Origin of the sequence: Sphingobium sp. MK2 (assembly GCF_040170545.1) — a bacterium.
Lineage (GTDB): Bacteria > Pseudomonadota > Alphaproteobacteria > Sphingomonadales > Sphingomonadaceae > Sphingobium.
Genome location: NZ_JAZDXA010000006.1, coordinates 1 through 19155, shown reverse-complemented (window position 1 = coordinate 19155; position 19155 = coordinate 1). Strand labels below are relative to the sequence as shown.

The window sequence follows — 19155 nt, the reverse complement described above, 5'->3', positions numbered from 1 at the left end:
TCCTTATTCAGCGGGCAGCGGCGTGTAGCCGTGCCCCGCTACAGCAGCATCCGACGGCTTATCGGTGTGTTCGAGCGGCCCCCTGCGGATCGCCGCCAGCATCAGCCGGACCTCGATCACCGCCAGCGTGCCATAGAGCAGCGTGAATCCGATGATCGTCGTCCAGAGCTGGGCAACCGTGAGGCTGGAGGCGCCCAGGAACGTCGGCAGCACGCCCTCGATCGCCCAGGGCTGTCGCCCGATCTCGGCGAGCACCCAGCCGAACTCCGCGGCGAGCCAGGGGAGCGGGACGATCCAGACGGCGGCGCGCAGGAACCAGCGCGCATCGAAACGGCGGACGGTCGAGAAGTAGAAGGCCAACAGGAAAAAGCCGATGAAGAAGAAGCCAAGGCCCGCCATCACCCGGAACACCCAGAACATGACCGGCACGTTGGGGACCGTGGACCATGCAGCCTGGACGATCTGGTCAGGCGTGGCAGTCCGTGGATCAGCAACGAAGCGCTTGAGCAGCATGGCATAGCCCAGATCGAGCTTGTGCCGCTCGAACTGCTCGCGCGCCGCCATGTCGGTGCGATCGACCTTCAGTTTCTCCACCGCGTCATAAGCCTGGACGCCATTTTCGATCCGAACCTGCGCCTTGGCGACAAGTTCGGTGATGCCCGCGACCTCGCCGGTCAGGCTGCGCGTCGAGATCAGACCCAGCACATAGGGGATCTTGATCTCATAGCGTGTCTCTCGTCCTTCGAGACTGGGGATGCCGAAGACGGCGATGCCGGCAGGCGCGGGCTCGGTGTGCCACATGGCCTCAAGCGACGCCAATTTCATTTTCTGGTTGTCCGTAAGGGCATAGCCGGATTCATCGCCCAGCACGACGACCGAGAGCGAAGAAGCAAGCCCGAACGCAGCGGCGACGGTGAAGGAGCGCCTGGCGACCGCCACCCATTTGCCCTTGAGCAGATACCAGGACGAGACGCCGAGGATGAAGACCGAGGCGGTAACATAACCAGCGCTCACGGTATGGACGAACTTGGCCTGGGCGACGGGATTGAACAGTACCGCCATGAAGTCGGTCACTTCCATCCGCATCGTGTCCGAGTTGAAGCGCGAGCCGACAGGATGCTGCATCCAGCCATTGGCAACCAGAATCCACAGCGCCGACAGGTTCGATCCGAGCGCGACCATGAAGGTGGTGAAGAGATGCTGGCGCTTCGACAGCTTGTCCCAGCCAAAGAACATGAGGCCCACGAACGTTGCTTCAAGGAAGAAAGCCATCAAGCCTTCGATCGCAAGCGGCGCGCCGAAGATGTCGCCGACATAATGGGAGAAATAGGACCAGTTGGTGCCGAACTCGAATTCCATGGTGAGGCCCGTGGCGACGCCGAGCACGAAGTTGATCCCGAACAGCTTGGCCCAGAAACGCGTGACCGTCCGCCAGATTGGCCGGCCGGTCATCACATAGATGCTCTCCATGATCACCAGCATGAAGGACAAGCCGAGCGTCAGCGGCACGAACAGGAAATGATAGAGCGCGGTCAGCGCAAACTGCAGGCGCGAAAGCTCGATTACTGCCATATCCACCATTGGCGGAACTCCTGTGCGGTCGGTTGCGGCATCCTGCCCACCGAGTCAGTCGCGATATTGATTAGTCATTAGGCGTAATTATGTATATGAACAAGCACCCTTTGGTGCGAAACTGATGCGGATGAGGCGCGCTTCCCTGTTATGGCTGGTGGACGGAGTGTTGGCCGTCTGTGTGGCCGCAGCAGTCGCTATCGCCATTTCGACGCGGGCCGGGAATCGTGAACACTACGTAGTCGCGCTCCTCCTGCTCGCTGCCGCTGCCGCAACGCGCGCAGCTCTCCAGACAACGGCCTTCTCGCAGGGGCATCGGGACGCGGCTCGTGCAAAGCGCGCATGGCGATCGCCTGCATTCAGCGCGGTGCTGCGCGCTGCTGCCGGCTCGCGACGGATGCTCGGGGAGCAGGTCGCCGATGCGATCGACCGGATAGAGGACATTGACGGCTATCATGCGCGCTTCTTACCGTTGCGTTTTGCAGCGGTGGCGACGCCCTTGCTGATCGCGGCATCCGCAGCACTGGCGAGTTGGATTGCAGCGGCCATTCTCCTGGCGACGCTGATCCCCTTTGCCCTGGGCATGGCGCTGGCGGGAACCGTGGCCAGCCGGGCAGCCGCTCGGCAGCTCGACGTTCTGGCGCGGCTCTCGGGACTGTTTATCGATCGCATCAGGGCACTCCCCGTGATCCTTGGCTTTGGCGCGCAGGATCGGGTCACGCGCCAGCTTGCCGAGGCGACACAGGAGGTCGCCCGGCGCACCGTCGTGGTTCTGCGCATCGCCTTTCTCTCCGGGGCGATCATCGAGTTCTTCGCCGCGCTGTCGGTTGCAATGGTCGCGGTCTATTGCGGTTTCAACCTGCTCGGGCTGCTGCCCTTTCCCGTGCCCGAGACGCTCGACCTGAGCCGCGCCCTCTTTGTTCTCATCCTTGCGCCTGAATTCTATCTGCCGATGCGCCGCCTGGCCGCAGCCTATCACGACAAGCAGGTCGGTGAAGCGGCGCTCGAGCGTCTGGCCGCCCTGACTCCGGCGCCGGTGGTCGCCACGTCGCCGGTCCATATGCTGGCGGCTCCGCCCGCCATCCGGTTCGAGTCAGTCGTTATCGATTATGGCGAACGAAGAGTGGGACCGATCTCGATGCACATCGCCGCCGGCTGCGTGACGGCGCTCTCGGGTACGACCGGAACGGGCAAGTCGAGCCTGCTCCACGCGCTGTTGGGGCTGGCGCCGGTGGTCGCGGGCGATATTCTTCTCGACGGACGCCCACTCTCGCCGGAGGCGCTGCGCGGGGAGGTCAGCTGGGCCGGTCAGGCGACGGCGCTCGTGCCGGGAAGCCTGGCCGACAATATCCGCCTGGCGCGTCCCCATGCGAGCGATGCGGAGGTCGAGGATGTCGCGCGGCGCGCGGGACTGACCGAGGTCGTGCAGACCCGAGGGGCGGGCCTTGCAACCCTCATCGATCCACGCGGATCGGGCCTCTCGGGCGGCGAGCGCCGGCGCGTCGGTATCGCGCGGGCGCTGCTCCGCGACGCCCCGCTGTGGCTCCTCGATGAACCCACCGCCGATCTCGACGAAGGCTCCGCGATGGAACTGGCCCGGCACATAGTCGAGGCGGGCAGGGGGCGCACGGTTCTCCTCGTCACCCATAGCGCCGCGATCGCTGCATTGGCCGATCATCGCGTGGTGCTCTCATGAATCGCGAACTGGCGGCGCTGCTGGCCGATGTGTCCCAGCCACAGCGGCGCGCGAGCGGCGTCGCGCTGTGGTGCGCGGCGGCTGCCGCGATGGCGGGGATCTCGCTGCTTGGACTCGCGGGCTGGTTCATCACCGCCGCGGCCCTTGCTGGGGCGGCGGGAATAGCCGCGATCCAGGCGTTCAACTATCTGATCCCCAGCGCCGCGATCCGCTTGCTCGCGATCGTACGGACCGTCACGCGCTACGGCGAAAGACTCTATGGGCACAAGGCTGCGCTGTTCGCTCTTGCTGCCCTCCGGACCCGACTGTTCGGGTGCCTGATCAACGCGCCGTCGCCAGAATACACCCGGTCGGCGGGCGAGGCTGGCGCGTTGCTGCTGCAGGACGTTGACGCGCTCGAGGATCGATTCGTGCGCGCGCCAGCCTATTTCGCCGGAATGGTGGGCGCAGCCACGGCGTTGGGGCTGGCGATGCCCGCCGGACCGCGCGCTTTTCTTGCGTTGTTCGTCATCATGGCTGCGGGAGTCCTGGCCGCGCGATCGTTCGCCCGGCGTGTGCTGCCACGCCGGGCGCTCGACATCCAGGAGCAGATCGCACGGCTCAAGCAGGATTTCGTCGAATATACAGCGGCGTCGCCCGAGATCGCCGCTTATGGATTTGGTCCCTCGATCGAGGCGCTGCTGGCGCGGCAGGCCGCCCGGCTCGATGACGCCCGTGTCGGCTTCGCCCGGAATGAGGCGCTGCTCGGCGCGGGGGTGACCGCGCTGGGCGGCCTCGCCATTGCGACGATGATTGCCCTGTCGCGGGCAAGCCTTCCCCTCACCCTGCTTGCCGCCCTCGCGGCCGCAGGGGCGCTCGAAGCGCTCGGCGCCACGATCAGGTCCCTAGGCCGCGACGCCGTCGTCGCGGCAGGTCTGGAGCGGCTGGCGCAACTCGCCGCTATTCCTGGGCCCACGGCGGCGCCTGTCCCTTTGATCGGTGAGAGCATTGCGCTGGGCGACGATCCGCGCTCGGTCATGCTTGCAAAGGGTGACCGGCTCGCGATCACGGGCCGGTCCGGTGCGGGCAAGACCAGTTTGCTGGAGTGTCTGGCCGGCTGGCGCACCACATGTGGCCATAGCTTGCTGATCGATCAGCGGCCACTTGCCGAATGTCCGCCCGAAGCGCGACGGCGCCTGTTCGCGCTCTCGCCGCAGGATGGGGGAATGATCGCCGGCACCATTGCCGACAATTTGAGGCTGGCGCGGCCTGGCCTCGAAGACGAGGCCCTCTGGCACGCGCTCGGCATAGCCTGTCTGGCAGATGACGTTCGCGTCATGCCCGAGAGACTGTTGACCTGGATTGGCGATGGCGGCGCCCGCCTGTCGGGAGGACAGCGCAAGCGGCTGTCCCTGGCGCGCGCACTGCTGGCTGGGCTACCCTGGCTGCTCCTCGACGAGCCGAGCGAGGGGCTTGATCCTGCCACGGAGGCGGTGCTCTGCGCCAACCTGGATTCATGGCTAAGGGAAACCGGAACCGGACTGGTCCTGGTCACGCACCGCTCGGCGATGCTGCCGCTTGCGCATCGCCTTCTGGAGCTGCCCGATTAAAGGATCTTCGCGAACGTGGCCGCCGAGCCGCGCGCGGGCGTGGCCTTGATGGGTTCGGCTCCCGAGGTTTTCATCCCGGCCAGATCTGCCATGAAGGCGGCCGTGCCGGCCAGTGCTGCCGGCGCGAGGTGGTAATAGACCTGCTTTGCGGCGCGGCGCGTCCTGACGAGTTCCGCCTTGCGCAGGATCGCCAGCTGCTGCGAGAGACCGGGCTGGCCGATCCCAGTCAATGCTTCGAGTTCGCCCACCGATTGCTCACCCCGTATGCGCAACGCGTCGATCAGCCTTAGCCGTGTTTCGTGGCCCAGGATGCGCATCACCTCGGCAACTGTCTCCAGCTCGATTTCCGACAAGGGCTTAGCCGTCACGTCGATGCGTCCTTCCGATCGGGACGAGATCTGTGAAACCAGAGCGGATCGGCTGCGCCGGCGAGAAGCGCGGCCTGATCGGCATGGGGCGGCAAAAGCACATCGTCGCCCGGACGCCAGCCTTCGGGCGTCACTACATTATCGGCATCGACCCGCTGCAACGCGGCAAGCACGCGCAGCATCTCATCAACCGACCGACCGACCGTCGCGGGATAGCAGATCATCGCCCGGATGATGCCATCGGGATCGATGAAATAGGTCGAGCGCATCGTCGCTGCGTCGGGGGAACGGTCCGAGATCATGCCATAGGCCCGGCCGATGATCAGCGAGGGATCCTCGACGATCGGAAAGGCGACCGTCACGTCGAAAGCATCGCGAATCGCCCTGATCCAGCCCAGATGCGCGTAAAGGCTATCGACAGACACCGCGAGCAGCTTGCAACCGAGCGCCTCGAACCGCTCTGACGCCCGTGAGAGCGCGACGAACTCGCTCGTACACACCGGCGTGAAATCCGCCGGATGCGAGAACAGTATCAGCCAGCGACCCCGGAAATCCGACAGGCTGACCGTGCCCATCGTGCTACGCGCCTGGAAATTGGGTGCCGCGTCTCCGATCTGCAAGATATCTGGCGTCTGGGCGGTGGCCGTCGCATCGTTCATTCACGTCTTCCGTTCCATAGCCATCTTGGCAATCGTGATCTCTTGATTACATAAGTCATGTAATCAACTAAATGGCCGGAGTAAAGCCGCATGACAGCAATCCAGTCCGATCCGGCCCTTGTGGTGTGTCCGCGATGCGTTTCGGTTAATCGGGTTCCGGTGCGAAGACTTGACCAACATCCGCAGTGCGGCCGCTGCAAGCAGCCGCTCTTTCGGGGTGAGCCGATCGTCGCGGACTCGCACGCGTTTGCGCGCCACGTCGAAGCCGGCTCATTGCCGGTGCTGGTTGATTTCTGGGCGCCCTGGTGCGGGCCTTGCCGCGCGATGGCGCCCGCCTTTGCCGCCGCTGCCCGGGAACTCGAGCCCGGCATGCGGTTGCTCAAGATTGATACCCAGGCAGAGGAGGCCGTTGCCGCGCGATTCGCCATCCACTCCATTCCGACGATGATCCTCTTTGCCAATGGTCACGAAATCAAGCGCACGGCGGGTGCAATGGATCGTCAGTCCATCATTGCCTGGGCAGATCGTAATCGCCCATCTTCCTGAGCGGTGAATTGGGGACCGAAGGGTAGCGTGCGGGAAGTTCAGCAAAAATCTCCTGAAAGGGTTGGCCTTTGGCAGGGTCACTCAAGATACGCCCGTCGAAGGCTTGGCGTGAAGATCGGACCGAAGCGGCACTCCTGTTCCGACAGCGGCAACCGATTCATAACAGCGGACTGGCATTGCGCTGTCTGGATAGGCATGGCCGAGGGCGGACTCTGTCGGCTTCGCGGCTTGCCTAGTCCTCCCCGTAGAGGTCGCGCTGCACGCGGTCGATCTCGTCGGCATAGCGCTTGCGCACATATTTTTCGGTCAACATGCCGAGGATACGACCTTCCGGATCGATAACGGCGAGATCGTCGGCACCGCTGTCGTCGAAGCGTTCCATAATCGCGCCGATCGTCAGTTCGGGCGACAAGGTCACGTCCTTCAGGATCGCGAGTTCCGACACCGGACGCTCGCCTGCGTCGGTGTCGGCAAAGACCGCAGCTGTGGGAACCAGCCCCGCATAATGGCTGGCTTCGTCTTCGAGCAGGACGCGACTCGTCGAACCCAGGGGGAACTGCGCCTTGAACTCTGCCATGGGCAGCGTCGACAAGGCTGTGGCCGGCGCAGCGCGCATCATCCGCCGTGCGGTCAGAGAACGCATCCAGCCGATGTCGCGCGCGCTTCTGATCACTTCGCCCCTAAGGTGGAGGCGCCAGGTTGAGAAAGAATAGCCGAACCGCTCGCGGACGAGTGCGCTCGAGCACAGGGTCGCTGTGAGGACGATCGCCGTGATCTCGAAATCATGGGTTGCCTCCAGGACGAGGAGCGACATCGTCATCGGGCCACCGACAACCGCGACCGCGAGGCCCGCCATGCCGACAAGCGCCGCATCCACCGGTGATAAAGGGATCACGCCGGGGATGAGCGCCCACAGTTCTGCGAAAATCTGGCCGAGCAATGCGCCGAGAAACAGGGAAGCAAAGAACAGGCCACCGCGAAATCCGAAGCCGAGCGACACGATCGACGCCAGGCACTTCAGCGCGAAGACAAGCGCCAGCGCACCCAGGGCCAGTTCGCCACCGATGGTCAGGTGCAGGGCCCCATGTCCGGCCGAGAGTGCGTGCGGCGAGATCATCGCGATCGGAATCAGGATCAACCCGCCAATGGCTGGACGCGACCATTCGGGAAGTACACTGCGCCGAACGACCGCCTCGACGAGCGAGACCAGGCGCATGAGCGCGATACCGACAACCGCCGAGATCAGGCCGAGCCCGGCATAGAGCAGATAATCGACGGTGGCGAGATTCTGGCTGCTCGTTGCGGCGATGAGATAAGCAGCGGTGCCTAGTGTGCGAGCCGTGATCACAGCGGCGAGCGTGGCGGCGACGACCGGTGCGATGCTGGCGGGTGTGTAGGCTCCGATGACGATCTCGAAGGCGTAGAAGGCCCCGGTGAGAGGCGCACCGAATGCCGCGCCAATCGCGGCGCCGGCTCCCGCGCCGACCAGCACGCGCAGGTCGTTGCGGCGCAGGTTGAGCCATTGGCCGATGAGCGAGGCAACGCCGCCGCCGGCCTGCGCATAGGCAGCTTCGAGCCCGACAGACGCGCCGCAGCCGTTCGAGATCAACGTCTGGCCGGATACGAGCATGGTGTCGCGGAACGGAATGCGGCCGCCATGGAGGGCGTTGGCTTCGACTACGTCTATCGCCGTGCGCTTGTGGTAGCGGACGGTGAGAATGATCGTCCCGAGCAGCAGTCCTCCCAGGGGCAGAGCCAGCAATCGCCCTGGCGAAATCGTTGCAAGGCCGCTCAGTCGATCCTCGACGTCGAAATGATAGAATGTCGACTGCAGGAAATGCGCGACAGTGCCGAGGATTGCCGCGAGCAGCCCGGCAGCGATGCCGACACCGATCGAAAGCAAAATGAAGCCTGCTTCGCTCAAGCGGAAAAGGCGGCGCGCGAGCGAAAGAAGTGCGGTGGGGCGCAGCAGGCGTTCACTCATGGGAAACTGGCTGCGCTTTCGGCACCAAATGTGACGGAAATGATTGGAAACATGGAAAGGATTACCGTTGAGCGCGAGTCCGAATAATGGAAAGAGGCTAGATCCCCCCTTAGATCGGACCAGCGTCATGAGTCTCGCGGGCTATGTCCCAAACGCGATCTATTTTTCGTCGCTTCATCTCAATCCCGTGCTCGTCCAGGTCGGTCCGTTCGCGCTGCGCTGGTACAGTCTCGCCTATATCGCCGGCATCCTGCTCGGCTGGCTATATCTCGTCCGCCTTTTGGACGAGAATGCGGCGCCGATGACTCGAGAGCATGCCAACGCGCTCGTCACATGGGCGACGGCGGGCATAGTGATCGGCGGGCGCCTTGCCTATGTGCTCTTCTACGATTTTGCCACCTATCTGGCTCATCCACTGAATGTCCTGCGTCTCTGGGCGGGCGGAATGTCCTTTCATGGTGGCGCGCTGGGTGTCGCCATCGCCATCTTCCTCTTCGCCCGTCGCCATCGCCTCGATTGGCTGCGGATCATCGACTATGTAGCGATGTCCGCACCGATCGGACTGTTTCTCGGCCGGCTTGCAAACTTCGTAAACGGAGAACTGTGGGGGCGACCGACCACCCTGCCCTGGGGGATCGTATTTCCCGGTGCCGGCCCTCTGCCGCGCCACCCAAGCCAGCTTTATGAAGCGATGCTCGAGGGACCGCTCCTGTTCGCGATGCTATGGTGTTTGTTCCGGTTTACCGGAGCACGGCGGCGCCCCGGCCTTCTGTGTGGCGCGTTTGTGCTCGGCTATGGCGTTTTCCGCTTCCTCGTTGAGTTTGTCCGCGAGCCCGATCAGCAACTCGTCGCCTTTGCCGTCCATTCAGGGCTTCACATGGGTCAGTGGCTCTGCGTACCCATGATTCTGGGTGGGTCCTGGCTGGTTCTGCGGGCGGTTTTAACTCCGGCGCCGACGTGCACCCGGCACCCGGCACCCGACAGGTAAATCCTAACTGCGGGTGTGCAGTGGCTTTTTCGCACCTGCGCGACATTAGGTCTGGGGGAAGCCGACCGCTTGAGCTTGATGGGTGCTCCAATCCCCGGAACTGGGTCGAGGTTCAGCGATGTTCGAGCCGATCGCCAGCGACCAAGCCCACGTCATCCGCGTCGAGCTGGCGCTTCGCCGCTTCATCGCCCAGCAAGGTCCAGCGCCAGAAGGCGATCGTCGCGTCGATGACCACCGCCTGGATATGGGCGTTCGGTGCGGGACGGCCATCACCCCGGCCGTTGAAGTCCATGTGGGTGGCGCCGTCGAGCACCAGCAGATATTTGCCGCCGGGCGGCATGGCGCGATACGGGCGCTCGCGGTCAGCGGGCCTGATCTGCGGGGTCAGTGGAACGCTGTCGTCCGTTCCGGTGATCGAGAAGAAGGGAATCTGCACGTCGGCGAACGCCGCTTCCGTCGAGCCCCGGAACGGCGGCGAAGGACTGAAAGCGATCGCTGCCTTCACGCGAGGGTCCGTGTAGGCATTGCTGCCAGCCATCGGGAAATGCTGGCCTGCGATCGCCTGGGTGGTATGCGCGCCGAAGCTGTGACCCGACATGCCGATCCGCGAGAGATCGAGGCGGCTGAGATCGCATCTACCCTCGCGCCCCTTGCGGCCGAGTTCGTCGATGACGAAGTGGACATCCGTAATGCGGGAAACGAGCTGCTGCGGCGACATCGCGCCGCGCACCGCGCCGCCGCGCAGGATGCTCCGGTCGCTGCCGGGGTGCTGGAGGTTGACGACCGCAAATCCGGCGCTGGCCCAAGCCAGCGCCCAGAGCATGCCCGAATCCACCGAGCCGCCGAGGCCATGGCTGAACAGGATGACGGGCACCTTGCCCGACCCTTCCGGCATGCGGATGCGGACGGGCACCGTGCGGGTGCGGGCGCTATCCACCCAGCTGGCCTCGCACACTGGGCCGGGCGACGTTGTCGCCCAGGCGGTTGACGATGGGGTGAGGCTCAGTGCGGCTATCAGGATCAGAATGATTTTCATGAACTTTTCCTCAGGGCGCGCCGAACAGGGCGCGCGCTAGCTGGCGCGGTCCCCTGGCCACGGCGGCGTCCCGGGCAATGTAGCTCCACTCGCGCAGCGCCAGCCGGATCGGATTGGCCGTCGCCTCGCGATGGGCCAGGCCGTAGCGGATCGGTTCATCGGGCCGTTCGGTCGCAAGTGTCCCGAACAGACGGTCGAAGACGATCAGCACGCCGCCATAGTTGCGGTCGATATAGGCAGGGTTCGACGCATGATGCAGCCGGTGGTGCGCGGGCGTATTGAAGATCCATTCCACCGGGCCGAGCCTGCCCACCGCTTCGGTGTGCAGAAAAAACTGGTAGCGCAGGTTGAGCGCGAGCAGCCCGAACACCAGCCGCGGATCGAACCCTGCGAACACCAAGGGAACATAGAAGATCCAGCCGGCCGAGAAGAGATTGGTCCAGCCGAGCCGCAAGGACGACAGCAAGGTCATCTGTGTGGCCGAATGATGCACCGAATGCGACGCCCATAGCCAGCGCACGCGGTGGCTGGCGCGGTGAAACCAGTAATAGGCGAATTCGACCGCGGGGAAGCCCGCCGCCCAGGTTCGCCAGTCGTCGAGCGGCAAGCGGATTGGCGCGATCGTCCACGCCGCCGTGAATAGGCCGCCCAGCAGCAGCGCGTTGAGCGCGGCAAACGGGATGTTGCCGGCAACGATACCGAGCGTCGTGAGCGCCGTACGGGCATCATAGCCATGCCCCTTGCGCATACGCCAGGCCACCTCGGCCAGCACCAGCGCCAGCATCATTGCCAACCAGACGGGCGAGCGCTCGGGGCTCATGTCAGTTCGCTCCGTCCCGCATCTGGGCCATGGCGGTGCGGGCTGCGGCGAGCTCTGCGCTGTCGATAGCGCCATCATTGTTGCTATCGGCACGCTCGAAGATGGGTGCCGGAGCCGATGCCATCTCGGCTCTGGTCAGCCGGCCGTCCCGATTGGCGTCGGCCTGCGCGATCATGGCCTCCAGGCGGTCCACCGCCTGCGGGCGGAATTTGGCGAGGCGTGCGAAATCGGCCTTGCTGATCGCGCCGTCATGGTTGCGGTCCATCGTGTCGAAACGAGCCGTGCGCGCAGCGGAGAATTCGGCGCAGGTGATGATGCCGTCATGATTGGCATCGGCCTTGTCGAACGCCGCAGCGCCGTCGCCGCCCCCGAAGCGCTGGGCGCAGGCGGGCGTGGCGACAGCCGCGGTTGCAGCGATCAGGATGAAAAATCGGGTCATCGGGAATTCCTTCGACTGGGTGGCCGCGCCCCGGGAGAAGAGCGCGGCCGGGGCAATCAATAGGGATCGCGATTGACCGTGCCCGACACCGAGGTGCTGGTGCCGTCGCGGCGGGTGCGGGTCGAAGCATAGCTCGCGGTGCCGTCGCCATTGTTGGTCGCGGTGGTGCTGCGGCCAAAGCTCGTGCCGTCGTTGAGCGTGGTCGTGCGGCCGCCATTATAGCTGCCGTCGCCCCAGTTGGCGCTGCGGTTGCTGTTGTAGCCGCGCCCATTGTTGGTCTGAAGGCTGCGGTTGATCGAGGTGCTGCCGGGCTGGCGCGAGACCGAGCGCTGCTTGACATAGCCGCGGCCGCCCGAGCCCTGGACGCTCACCACGCGACCACGCTGGCGGGCTTCCGCAGACGTGGCGACGGTGGCGCTGGCGACCGCTGCCGTCGCGGCTGCGATCAGGAAGAGTTGCTTGTACATGGATACGCTCCTTGATTGTCCGACGGTCTGACCGCCTTCAATCGGTATGGGTGCGTTGCGTAAGCCTGGTGCTGCACCACGGTAACGGACGGTGACGAATTGTAACGCACTGCCGCACGCTTATTCCATCCTCCGTCGCAACGCGGCACAAACACTTCATGGAGACAAGTTTCATTGCCGTCGTCGAGGACGACAACGAGATCCGGTCCTTGGTGACCGGGCTGCTGGTGCGCGAAGGTTTCGAAGCGATCGGGTGCCGCACCGCGGTGGAGTTCGACCGGTTGATCGAGCGTCAGCGGATCGATCTCGCGATCCTCGATATCATGCTGCCGGGCGAGGACGGCCTGTCGCTGTGTCGGCGATTGCGCGCTCGCGGGGATGTGCCGGTACTAATGGTCACCGCCAAGGGCGACGACGTCGATCGCATCGTCGGGCTCGAGATCGGCGCCGACGACTATCTGCCCAAGCCATTCAATCCGCGCGAGCTTGTGGCCCGCGTGCGGGCCATCCTGCGGCGCACGCGGGACGCCCAGCGGGTCGTGCCGGCATTGCGGTCCGAGCGGTACGTCTTCGCCGGTTGGATGCTCGACGCGGGTTCGCGCGCGCTCACCGATCCCGACGGCAGCCTGATCGATCTGACTGGCGGCGAATATGACCTGCTGCTGAGCCTCGTCACCCACGCGCAGCGCGTGCTCAACCGCGATCAGTTGCTCGACTGGACGCGCGGGCGCAGCGCCGGCCCTTATGACCGGGCGGTCGATGTCCAGCTCAGCCGCCTGCGCCGCAAGCTCGCCGAGCATCCGACCGGCGAGGCGCTGATCAAGACCGTGCGTGGCGGCGGCTATATCTTCACGCCCACGGTCCTGAGCCGATGACGATCGGGTCCAATCTCTCGCTGCGCATCACCGCCATCCTGCTCGGGGGCTTCGTGCTGCTCCAGATGCTGATCTGGGTGGTGATGGCGCTCCCCTCGCGCGGGGATGATCAGCGCCCCTATAATCTGCCGCTGCCGACCGAGGCGCGGACGATGGTCGACACGCTGGAGGCCGCACCGCCGGCCCGCCGCGCATCGCTCGTCACGATGTTCAATGGCTCGCTCTATACCGTGCGGATTCTACGCGAGCCGCCGCCGGCGCCAGCCACGCAGCGCGAGGGGCTGGATCGTCTGCGCATCGACTATGCAGCGGCGCTGCCCGGTCGTGATATCGGCCTTACCGGACGACGGCCTCTGCTTGGCCGCATGGCGGGGACACGCCCCTGGACCAGCCGCTTCTTCGCGCCGATCACGCTTACCGTGCCGATGCGCGGTGGCGATCTGCTTGTGGTCGACAGTCGGCCCTCGATGGTGGTGCGGGCCTATCTGCGCCAGCGCGCGTTCCTCGGCGCCGTCGGCGGACTGCTGGTGCTTGGTGTACTGGCGCTCGCGGTTCGCCAGACGACACGGCCGCTGGTCCGGCTATCGGCGGGCGTCCGCCGCTTTACGTCCGATCTCGACACGCCCGACCTCCCCGTCGCCGGATCGCGCGAGATGCGCGATCTCTCGGCCGCCTTCAACGAGATGAAGGCCAGGATCGGTGGGCTGATGGCGGAGCGCACGCGCATGCTGGCGGGAATCGCACATGACATGCGTACCTATCTGACCCGGCTGCGGCTGCGCGCCGAGTTTATCGACGACAGCGAGCAGCGTGCGAAGGCCGCCGCCGATCTCGACGAAATGGCGGAACTGCTCGACGACACGCTGCTGCTCGCGAAGCGGGATGGCCGAGCGACACCGCAGCCCCAACGCATCGATCTGGCGACAGAACTCGCCGCGATCGCTGCGCTGCGCGTCGACATGGGCGATGCCGTCACGCTCGGCGCCATACCTTCCGATCTCGCGATCGAAGCGACGCCGATCTCGCTTCGCCGCATGCTCGCCAATCTGATCGACAACGGCGTGCGCCATGGCGGCCACGTGTCGATCGAGGCAAGCGCAGATGATCAGACCGTCACGATTTCGGTCGCCGATGACGGACCCGGCGTTCCGCCCGAGACGCTGGAGCGGCTGGGCGAGCCGTTCGGGCGGCTCGACCCTTCGCGCAACCGTGAGACCGGGGGCGCCGGGCTTGGCCTCGCAATCGTCCGCGCATTGGCCGATCGCGAAGGTGCTGCCATCCGCTTTGCGAACCAGCCCAAAGGCGGCTTTGTCGCTACAGCAACTTTCCCACGAGACAACCCGAACGTTTCGCGCTCTACCCGATCATCAAAAGTCCGGGCGGGGTGACGGGGCGGATGCCCCGCCGCCGCGCGGCACGCGCGCACAACGCAACTTCAGCTAGAAAATTCCGATGCATCGTGGGTCATTCATGCGAACAATCTCGATCAGGTATTTCGCGTCTTGGCTGACGGGACGCACCGGCAATTTTCGATGGCTTGCTCCAGGCGCGGACGTCAGAGGTAGACGCTTCCCCTGAGCCGGCGGTCTCAACATTGCCCGGTTCCTCAGGGCGGCGATAAGGGCGAGGCCAGCGGGTCGATTGCAGAGATCCCAATCAACCAGCCTCTGGTGTTCAATCGGTCCCCACAAGAGCTGACCTGCCCGGACGTAACCAGGCGAGAAGGAACGGCCTGAGGTTTGGTGAAGCGCCGTTGGGCGTCTCGATATCAATGTTCAGACGCTTGAATTGCCAATAGATCATCACGCTCATGATCGCGGCGTAAAAACACCAGACAGAAGCAAATGCGTATTCTTTGACGATCTGTGCGACCGTCAGCGCAATGACGTTCACCACGCCGTAGGCTTTGACGACGCGATGGGTGGACAGCAGCAGGGCGCCGCAGGTCGCGAGAATATACAGGCAGGATATCCAGAAATCGCCGGTCAGCGGATTGCGGTAGGCGATCGAGTTCTGCTCGACAAAGACTTGGCTCGGAAAGAATATCAACCCGTAAACGTCCCACACACATACGAGCGCGCCGACGGCGGTCAGGCCGAGAATGGCCTTTCTGCGCCAGCCGGGTGGCTCCATCAACACGACAGCGGCTGGCATCAGCAGGGGCAGTATCCCCTGCGCATAGAGCATGAACAGGAAGGCGACATGATCAAGCGCAAGCTTGTCGATATGCCTGTCAAGGCCGAGCCAGACGAACCCTTCGGAGAATTGGTGAACCGCGAACAGCATCGGCACGGAAGCGAACAGGAGGGCGCGCGGCTCCCGGACATGCCGCAATGTCGCCACGCCGATCGATCCAATCACGGCGCTGGCGATAAAGCTGGAACTGGCTGAAAAGCACATGTCGTCATTCCCCGAAAAGGGGCGCGGACCCCTGACAAGCGCTTCCTGTGTCATACACAGCGTGATGCGGCGATCTTTGGCGTCTTCGCTGCCGCGGTCCAGCTTCAATTTAAGTGAAAGGCCGCGAGTAGGATTTATCTATTCGGCTCCGCGATCGGGTCCCGGGCCCCTTTCTGGGCGGAGCGTCGCACCTGACAGACAACAGCGGCGCTGACCTTGGCGAATAACTGCGACCGGCGCCATCGCATCTGGTTTATCAAGGATACGGACATAAATGGAGATAGCCACGCGGGCGCAGGCGAATCATTTCGTTCACGCGGCCAGTACGGGAGCCGGCGTCGGCTCTGCACGAGGGGACTGTTCCGCCTGGCTGATATGGGCCATCGTCCGAACGAAGCTGTCGGGATTGAGCGAGATCGAATCGATGCACTCGTTCACCAGGAATGCCGCGAAATCGGGATAGTTGCTGGGCGCCTGGCCACAGATGCCGATCTTGATGCCGGCGGCATGCGCCTTTCGGATCGCTTCCGACACCATCCGCATTACGGCTTCGTCCCGCTCGTCGAACAGCGTCGCGAGCAGATCGGAATCGCGATCGACACCGAGCACAAGCTGGGTGAGATCATTCGACCCGATCGAGAAGCCGTCGAAGCGCTTGGCGAACTCTTCGGCGAGGATCACGTTCGAAGGGATCTCGCACATCATATAAACTTGGAGCCCGTTGTCCCCGCGGCGCAGGCCGTTCTCCGCCATCACCGCGAGCACCCGATCGGCTTCGGCCGGCGTGCGGCAGAAGGGGACCATGATGATCACATTGGTAAAGCCGAGCGTTTCGCGGACGTGCTTGAGTGCGCGACATTCAAGCGCGAAACCCTCGCGATAGCGCTCGTCATAATAGCGCGAGGCGCCGCGAAATCCGAGCATCGGATTTTCCTCCTCCGGCTCGAAGGCTCGACCACCCAGAAGGTGGGAATATTCGTTCGTCTTGAAATCGCTCAGCCGCACAATCGCCGGATACGGATGATAGGGGGCCGCCAGTTTGGCGATCCCGCGCGACAGGATTTCCACGAAATAGTCTGCCGGACTGGCATGGCCTCGAGTCAGCTCTCGGATCAGGCGGTTGTCCTCCGCGCTAACCCGCTCGGGATGGAGCAGGGCCATCGGATGCGCCTTGATCAGCGCGTTGATGATGAACTCCATGCGGGCAAGACCGACACCCTTGGCCGGGAGGCGCCACCACTGAAAGGCGGCGGCCGGATTGGCAATGTTGACCATCACGTCCGTCCTGGTCGTGGGAATGGCGCCCAGATCAATCTCTTCCCGGTCGAAAGCGAGAAGACCGTCATAGACGCTGCCGACATCGCCCTCCGCGCAGCAGAGCGTGATGGCCTGCTCGTGGCGGAGCACCGTCGTGGCGTTGCCGGTCCCCACGACTGCGGGAACGCCCAGTTCGCGGCTGACGATCGCGGCATGGCTGGTGGCGCCGCCATGATCGGTGATGATGCCGGCCGCGCGCTTCATGATCGGCACCCAGTCGGGATCGGTCGTGCCGGTGACGAGGATCGCGCCGTCGCGAAACTGGCCGATGTCGGCGGCGTTGCGGATTACGCAGGCCTGCCCTGATGCGATCGCGCTGCCGATGGCGGCGCCGGTCACCAGCGGAGTGCCGCCCTTGGTCTTGAGCTGATAGCGCTGGAAGGACGAGCGGCTGAGCCCGGCCTGGACGGTCTCCGGACGTGCCTGGACGAGGTAGAGCAGGCCGCTCTCGCCGTCCTTGGCCCATTCCATGTCCATCGGCCGGTCGTAATGGGCCTCGACGATGACGGCCCATCGACCGAGTTCGAGGATGTCGTCGTCATCGAGCACGAAGGCTTCGCGCTCGGCGGGGCTGGTCTCAACGATGCGGGTGCGCTTGCTGCCTCCTTCGGCATAGCGCATCTTCAAGGCCTTCTTGCCAAGACTTTTCTCGATGATGGGACGCGCGTTCGCCTGTTCGAGCAGCGGCTTGAAGACAAGATATTTGTCCGGGTCGACGCTGCCCTGCACGACCGTTTCGCCCAGACCCCAGGCGGCGCTGATCACCGCCACGTTAGGGAAGCCGCTTTCGGTGTCGATCGAGAACATCACGCCCGATCCGGCAAGATCGGATCGCACCATCTGTTGGACGCCGATCGATAGTGCGACATCGAAATGGTCAAACCCCTTGGTCTGGCGGTAGCTGATCGCCCGATCTGTGAAGAGTGATGCAAAACAGCGACGGCAAGCATCGAGCAGGGCGCGGTGGCCCCGCACGTTGAGGAAGGTCTCCTGCTGACCAGCGAAGCTGGCGTCCGGCAGATCCTCTGCCGTTGCGCTGCTGCGGACCGCCACGGCGAGATTGGGGGCGCCAGCCCTGGTCTTGAGTTCGTCATAGGCCGCCTGGATGGCGTCGGCGAGGGCAGGGGGAACCTCGCTGTCAAGGAACAGAGACCGGATCGCATGGCCGGCTTCCTGGAGCGTCGCCTTGCCTTCCTCGTAGGTGGCGAGCTGCGCCCGGATCGCGGCTTCTATTCTGTTGGCCGCAATGAAGCTCCGATAGGCGTCGGCGCTCGTGGCGAAGCCATTGGGAACACGCACGCCCTTGCCCGAAAGCGTGCGCACCATTTCACCGAGTGAAGCATTCTTGCCGCCTACCGACGCGATATCGCCGATCCCGATCTTGTCGAACCAAAGTATCGGGCTCTCGGTCATTGTCTGGTCCACCTCTGTAGAGATGGAGGACGATATGTTCGCCCATGGTGGCTTGTCTGTCGGGGATGATACGTAGTGGCCGACGCACTGAAATCCGGCATGTCGAGAGGACGGGCGCATGCTTTTCAGGGAGTCACATGATGCTGGTGGCCGTTTTCAGCACCAAGCCCTATGACCGGCAGTTCCTCGAGGCTGGCAACGCTGCGGCCGGCTTTCCGCACGATCTCGCTTTCCTGGAAGCGCGGCTCAGCGTCGAGACTGCGCCGCTTGCCGCCGGATCCGGCGCCGTCTGCGCCTTCGTGAATGATTGCCTTGATCGCCTGGTGCTGGAACGTCTTGCCGTGCTCGGGATTAAGCTCGTCGTGCTACGCAGCGCGGGATTCAACAATGTCGATCTTCTCGCCGCAGATGCGCTGAAACTCCCGGTAGCAAGGGTTCCGGCCTATTCGCCCCAAGCGATCGCGGAACATACGCTCGCCCTCATCCTGTCCCTCGACCGCAAGATCCACAAGGCCTATGCCCGAGTGCGCGAAGGCAATTTCTCGCTCGAAGGACTGCTGGGGTTCGATCTGAACGGGCGGACGGTCGGCATCGTCGGAACCGGAAAAATCGGGGCAGTCGTAGCGCGCATTCTCAACGGTTTCGGTTGCCATATTCTCGCCTGTGACCCCACCGCGAACGCCGAAATTGTCGCCATGGGTGGCATTTATGTGGAGCTGGATGCGTTGCTGGCTGCATCCGACATCATCACGCTGCACTGTCCGCTCCTGCCGGAAACCCGGCATATCATCGATAGCCGCGCCGTCGCCCGGATGAAGCGCGGCGTCATGCTCATCAACACAAGCCGGGTCGGGGTCATCGATACGCAGGCGATGATCGATGGGTTGAAGACGGGTGTGATCGGCTATCTAGCCCGTCCTATTCAGTGGTGGCCTGAGGGCAGTGGCGCTGGGGGGCTGGCTTGAGGCGAAGACGCGGCTGGCCGA

General features: G+C 64.2%; 17 protein-coding genes. 7 read left to right on the top strand and 10 right to left on the bottom strand.

The features are described from left to right. Nucleotides 1-3: 3 nt before the first annotated feature. The gene (locus V2I08_RS03480; protein WP_043151110.1) at nt 4-1578 is read right to left on the bottom strand and encodes a cytochrome ubiquinol oxidase subunit I; all 1575 of its coding nucleotides are present in this window, start codon (nt 1576-1578) and stop codon (nt 4-6) included. 124 nt (nt 1579-1702) lie between these two features. Here V2I08_RS03480 and cydD point away from each other — a divergent pair, with 124 nt between their 5' ends. After that, nucleotides 1703-3268, top strand: a complete 1566-nt coding sequence (gene cydD / locus V2I08_RS03475) for a thiol reductant ABC exporter subunit CydD (protein ID WP_268747159.1) — start codon at nt 1703-1705, stop codon at nt 3266-3268. Then, on the top strand, nt 3265-4857 hold the full coding sequence (locus tag V2I08_RS03470; protein ID WP_349633923.1) for an ATP-binding cassette domain-containing protein: 1593 nt from the start codon (nt 3265-3267) through the stop codon (nt 4855-4857). Before cydD ends, V2I08_RS03470 begins: the two co-directional genes overlap by 4 nt. Here the strand turns inward: V2I08_RS03470 and V2I08_RS03465 are convergent. Further along, entirely contained in the window at nt 4854-5174 is a 321-nt protein-coding gene (locus V2I08_RS03465) for a metalloregulator ArsR/SmtB family transcription factor (protein ID WP_043151035.1), read from the bottom strand. The genes V2I08_RS03470 and V2I08_RS03465 overlap by 4 nt on opposite strands. Before the next feature lie 47 nt (nt 5175-5221). Then, complete coding sequence (locus V2I08_RS03460) at nt 5222-5884, bottom strand: peroxiredoxin (protein WP_043151033.1); 663 nt, start codon at nt 5882-5884, stop codon at nt 5222-5224. Nucleotides 5885-5974: 90 nt separating this feature from the next. On the opposite strand from V2I08_RS03460, the gene trxC reads away from it, so the two are divergent. Beyond that, nucleotides 5975-6430 (top strand): thioredoxin TrxC, encoded by a 456-nt coding sequence (gene trxC, locus V2I08_RS03455; RefSeq protein WP_043151032.1) that lies wholly within the window; start codon nt 5975-5977, stop codon nt 6428-6430. Between the two features lie 232 nt (nt 6431-6662). On the opposite strand, the gene V2I08_RS03450 is transcribed toward trxC, so the two are convergent. Further along, nucleotides 6663-8414, bottom strand: a complete 1752-nt coding sequence (locus V2I08_RS03450) for a chloride channel protein (protein ID WP_051519939.1) — start codon at nt 8412-8414, stop codon at nt 6663-6665. 127 nt (nt 8415-8541) lie between these two features. On the opposite strand from V2I08_RS03450, the gene lgt reads away from it, so the two are divergent. Then, the gene (lgt, locus tag V2I08_RS03445) at nt 8542-9402 is read left to right on the top strand and encodes a prolipoprotein diacylglyceryl transferase (RefSeq protein WP_051519938.1); all 861 of its coding nucleotides are present in this window, start codon (nt 8542-8544) and stop codon (nt 9400-9402) included. Between the two features lie 112 nt (nt 9403-9514). On the opposite strand, the gene V2I08_RS03440 is transcribed toward lgt, so the two are convergent. From V2I08_RS03440 to V2I08_RS03425, 4 genes are read right to left on the bottom strand one after another with little or no spacing between them, the layout of a single operon-like run. Continuing rightward, nucleotides 9515-10438: a dienelactone hydrolase gene (locus V2I08_RS03440; RefSeq protein WP_043151031.1), complete on the bottom strand. Its 924-nt coding sequence runs from the start codon at nt 10436-10438 to the stop codon at nt 9515-9517. A 10-nt stretch (nt 10439-10448) separates the two neighbouring features. Continuing rightward, a complete protein-coding gene (locus V2I08_RS03435) occupies nt 10449-11258 on the bottom strand; it encodes a sterol desaturase family protein (protein WP_169572599.1) in 810 nt (269 codons plus the stop codon). A gap of 1 nt (nt 11259) precedes the next feature. Then, nucleotides 11260-11697: an EF-hand domain-containing protein gene (locus V2I08_RS03430; RefSeq protein WP_043151106.1), complete on the bottom strand. Its 438-nt coding sequence runs from the start codon at nt 11695-11697 to the stop codon at nt 11260-11262. 56 nt (nt 11698-11753) lie between these two features. Further along, nucleotides 11754-12164 carry a hypothetical protein gene (locus V2I08_RS03425; RefSeq protein WP_043151028.1) on the bottom strand — a complete coding sequence of 137 codons (411 nt, stop codon included), beginning with the start codon at nt 12162-12164 and terminating at the stop codon, nt 11754-11756. Between the two features lie 158 nt (nt 12165-12322). Here V2I08_RS03425 and V2I08_RS03420 point away from each other — a divergent pair, with 158 nt between their 5' ends. Together V2I08_RS03420 and V2I08_RS03415 are read left to right on the top strand one after the other, a co-directional pair. Next, on the top strand, nt 12323-13039 hold the full coding sequence (locus V2I08_RS03420; RefSeq protein ID WP_043151026.1) for a response regulator: 717 nt from the start codon (nt 12323-12325) through the stop codon (nt 13037-13039). Then, entirely contained in the window at nt 13036-14427 is a 1392-nt protein-coding gene (locus V2I08_RS03415; RefSeq protein WP_081764102.1) for an ATP-binding protein, read from the top strand. Before V2I08_RS03420 ends, V2I08_RS03415 begins: the two co-directional genes overlap by 4 nt. A gap of 286 nt (nt 14428-14713) precedes the next feature. On the opposite strand, the gene V2I08_RS03410 is transcribed toward V2I08_RS03415, so the two are convergent. Next, nucleotides 14714-15547 carry a DUF6629 family protein gene (locus V2I08_RS03410; protein WP_235209656.1) on the bottom strand — a complete coding sequence of 278 codons (834 nt, stop codon included), beginning with the start codon at nt 15545-15547 and terminating at the stop codon, nt 14714-14716. Nucleotides 15548-15751: 204 nt separating this feature from the next. Beyond that, a complete protein-coding gene (gene ppsA, locus V2I08_RS03405; protein ID WP_349633921.1) occupies nt 15752-18169 on the bottom strand; it encodes a phosphoenolpyruvate synthase in 2418 nt (805 codons plus the stop codon). 140 nt (nt 18170-18309) lie between these two features. On the opposite strand from ppsA, the gene V2I08_RS03400 reads away from it, so the two are divergent. Continuing rightward, entirely contained in the window at nt 18310-19134 is an 825-nt protein-coding gene (locus tag V2I08_RS03400; protein WP_405053618.1) for a 2-hydroxyacid dehydrogenase, read from the top strand. The last annotated feature ends 21 nt before the right edge of the window (nt 19135-19155 follow it).

What these genes read in the sequence shown, in the direction of transcription:
- V2I08_RS03435 (WP_169572599.1), bottom strand. Translation starts at nt 11,258, where the DNA reads ATGAGCCCCGAGCGCTCGCCCGTCTGGTTGGCAATGATGCTGGCGCTG.
- V2I08_RS03425 (WP_043151028.1), bottom strand. Translation starts at nt 12,164, where the DNA reads ATGTACAAGCAACTCTTCCTGATCGCAGCCGCGACGGCAGCGGTCGCC.
- V2I08_RS03400 (WP_405053618.1), top strand. Translation starts at nt 18,310, where the DNA reads ATGCTGGTGGCCGTTTTCAGCACCAAGCCCTATGACCGGCAGTTCCTC.
- V2I08_RS03470 (WP_349633923.1), top strand. Translation starts at nt 3,265, where the DNA reads ATGAATCGCGAACTGGCGGCGCTGCTGGCCGATGTGTCCCAGCCACAG.
- V2I08_RS03430 (WP_043151106.1), bottom strand. Translation starts at nt 11,697, where the DNA reads ATGACCCGATTTTTCATCCTGATCGCTGCAACCGCGGCTGTCGCCACG.
- cydD (WP_268747159.1), top strand. Translation starts at nt 1,703, where the DNA reads ATGAGGCGCGCTTCCCTGTTATGGCTGGTGGACGGAGTGTTGGCCGTC.
- lgt (WP_051519938.1), top strand. Translation starts at nt 8,542, where the DNA reads ATGAGTCTCGCGGGCTATGTCCCAAACGCGATCTATTTTTCGTCGCTT.
- V2I08_RS03465 (WP_043151035.1), bottom strand. Translation starts at nt 5,174, where the DNA reads ATGCGCATCCTGGGCCACGAAACACGGCTAAGGCTGATCGACGCGTTG.
- trxC (WP_043151032.1), top strand. Translation starts at nt 5,975, where the DNA reads ATGACAGCAATCCAGTCCGATCCGGCCCTTGTGGTGTGTCCGCGATGC.
- V2I08_RS03440 (WP_043151031.1), bottom strand. Translation starts at nt 10,438, where the DNA reads ATGAAAATCATTCTGATCCTGATAGCCGCACTGAGCCTCACCCCATCG.
- V2I08_RS03450 (WP_051519939.1), bottom strand. Translation starts at nt 8,414, where the DNA reads ATGAGTGAACGCCTGCTGCGCCCCACCGCACTTCTTTCGCTCGCGCGC.
- V2I08_RS03415 (WP_081764102.1), top strand. Translation starts at nt 13,036, where the DNA reads ATGACGATCGGGTCCAATCTCTCGCTGCGCATCACCGCCATCCTGCTC.
- V2I08_RS03420 (WP_043151026.1), top strand. Translation starts at nt 12,323, where the DNA reads ATGGAGACAAGTTTCATTGCCGTCGTCGAGGACGACAACGAGATCCGG.
- V2I08_RS03460 (WP_043151033.1), bottom strand. Translation starts at nt 5,884, where the DNA reads ATGAACGATGCGACGGCCACCGCCCAGACGCCAGATATCTTGCAGATC.
- ppsA (WP_349633921.1), bottom strand. Translation starts at nt 18,169, where the DNA reads ATGACCGAGAGCCCGATACTTTGGTTCGACAAGATCGGGATCGGCGAT.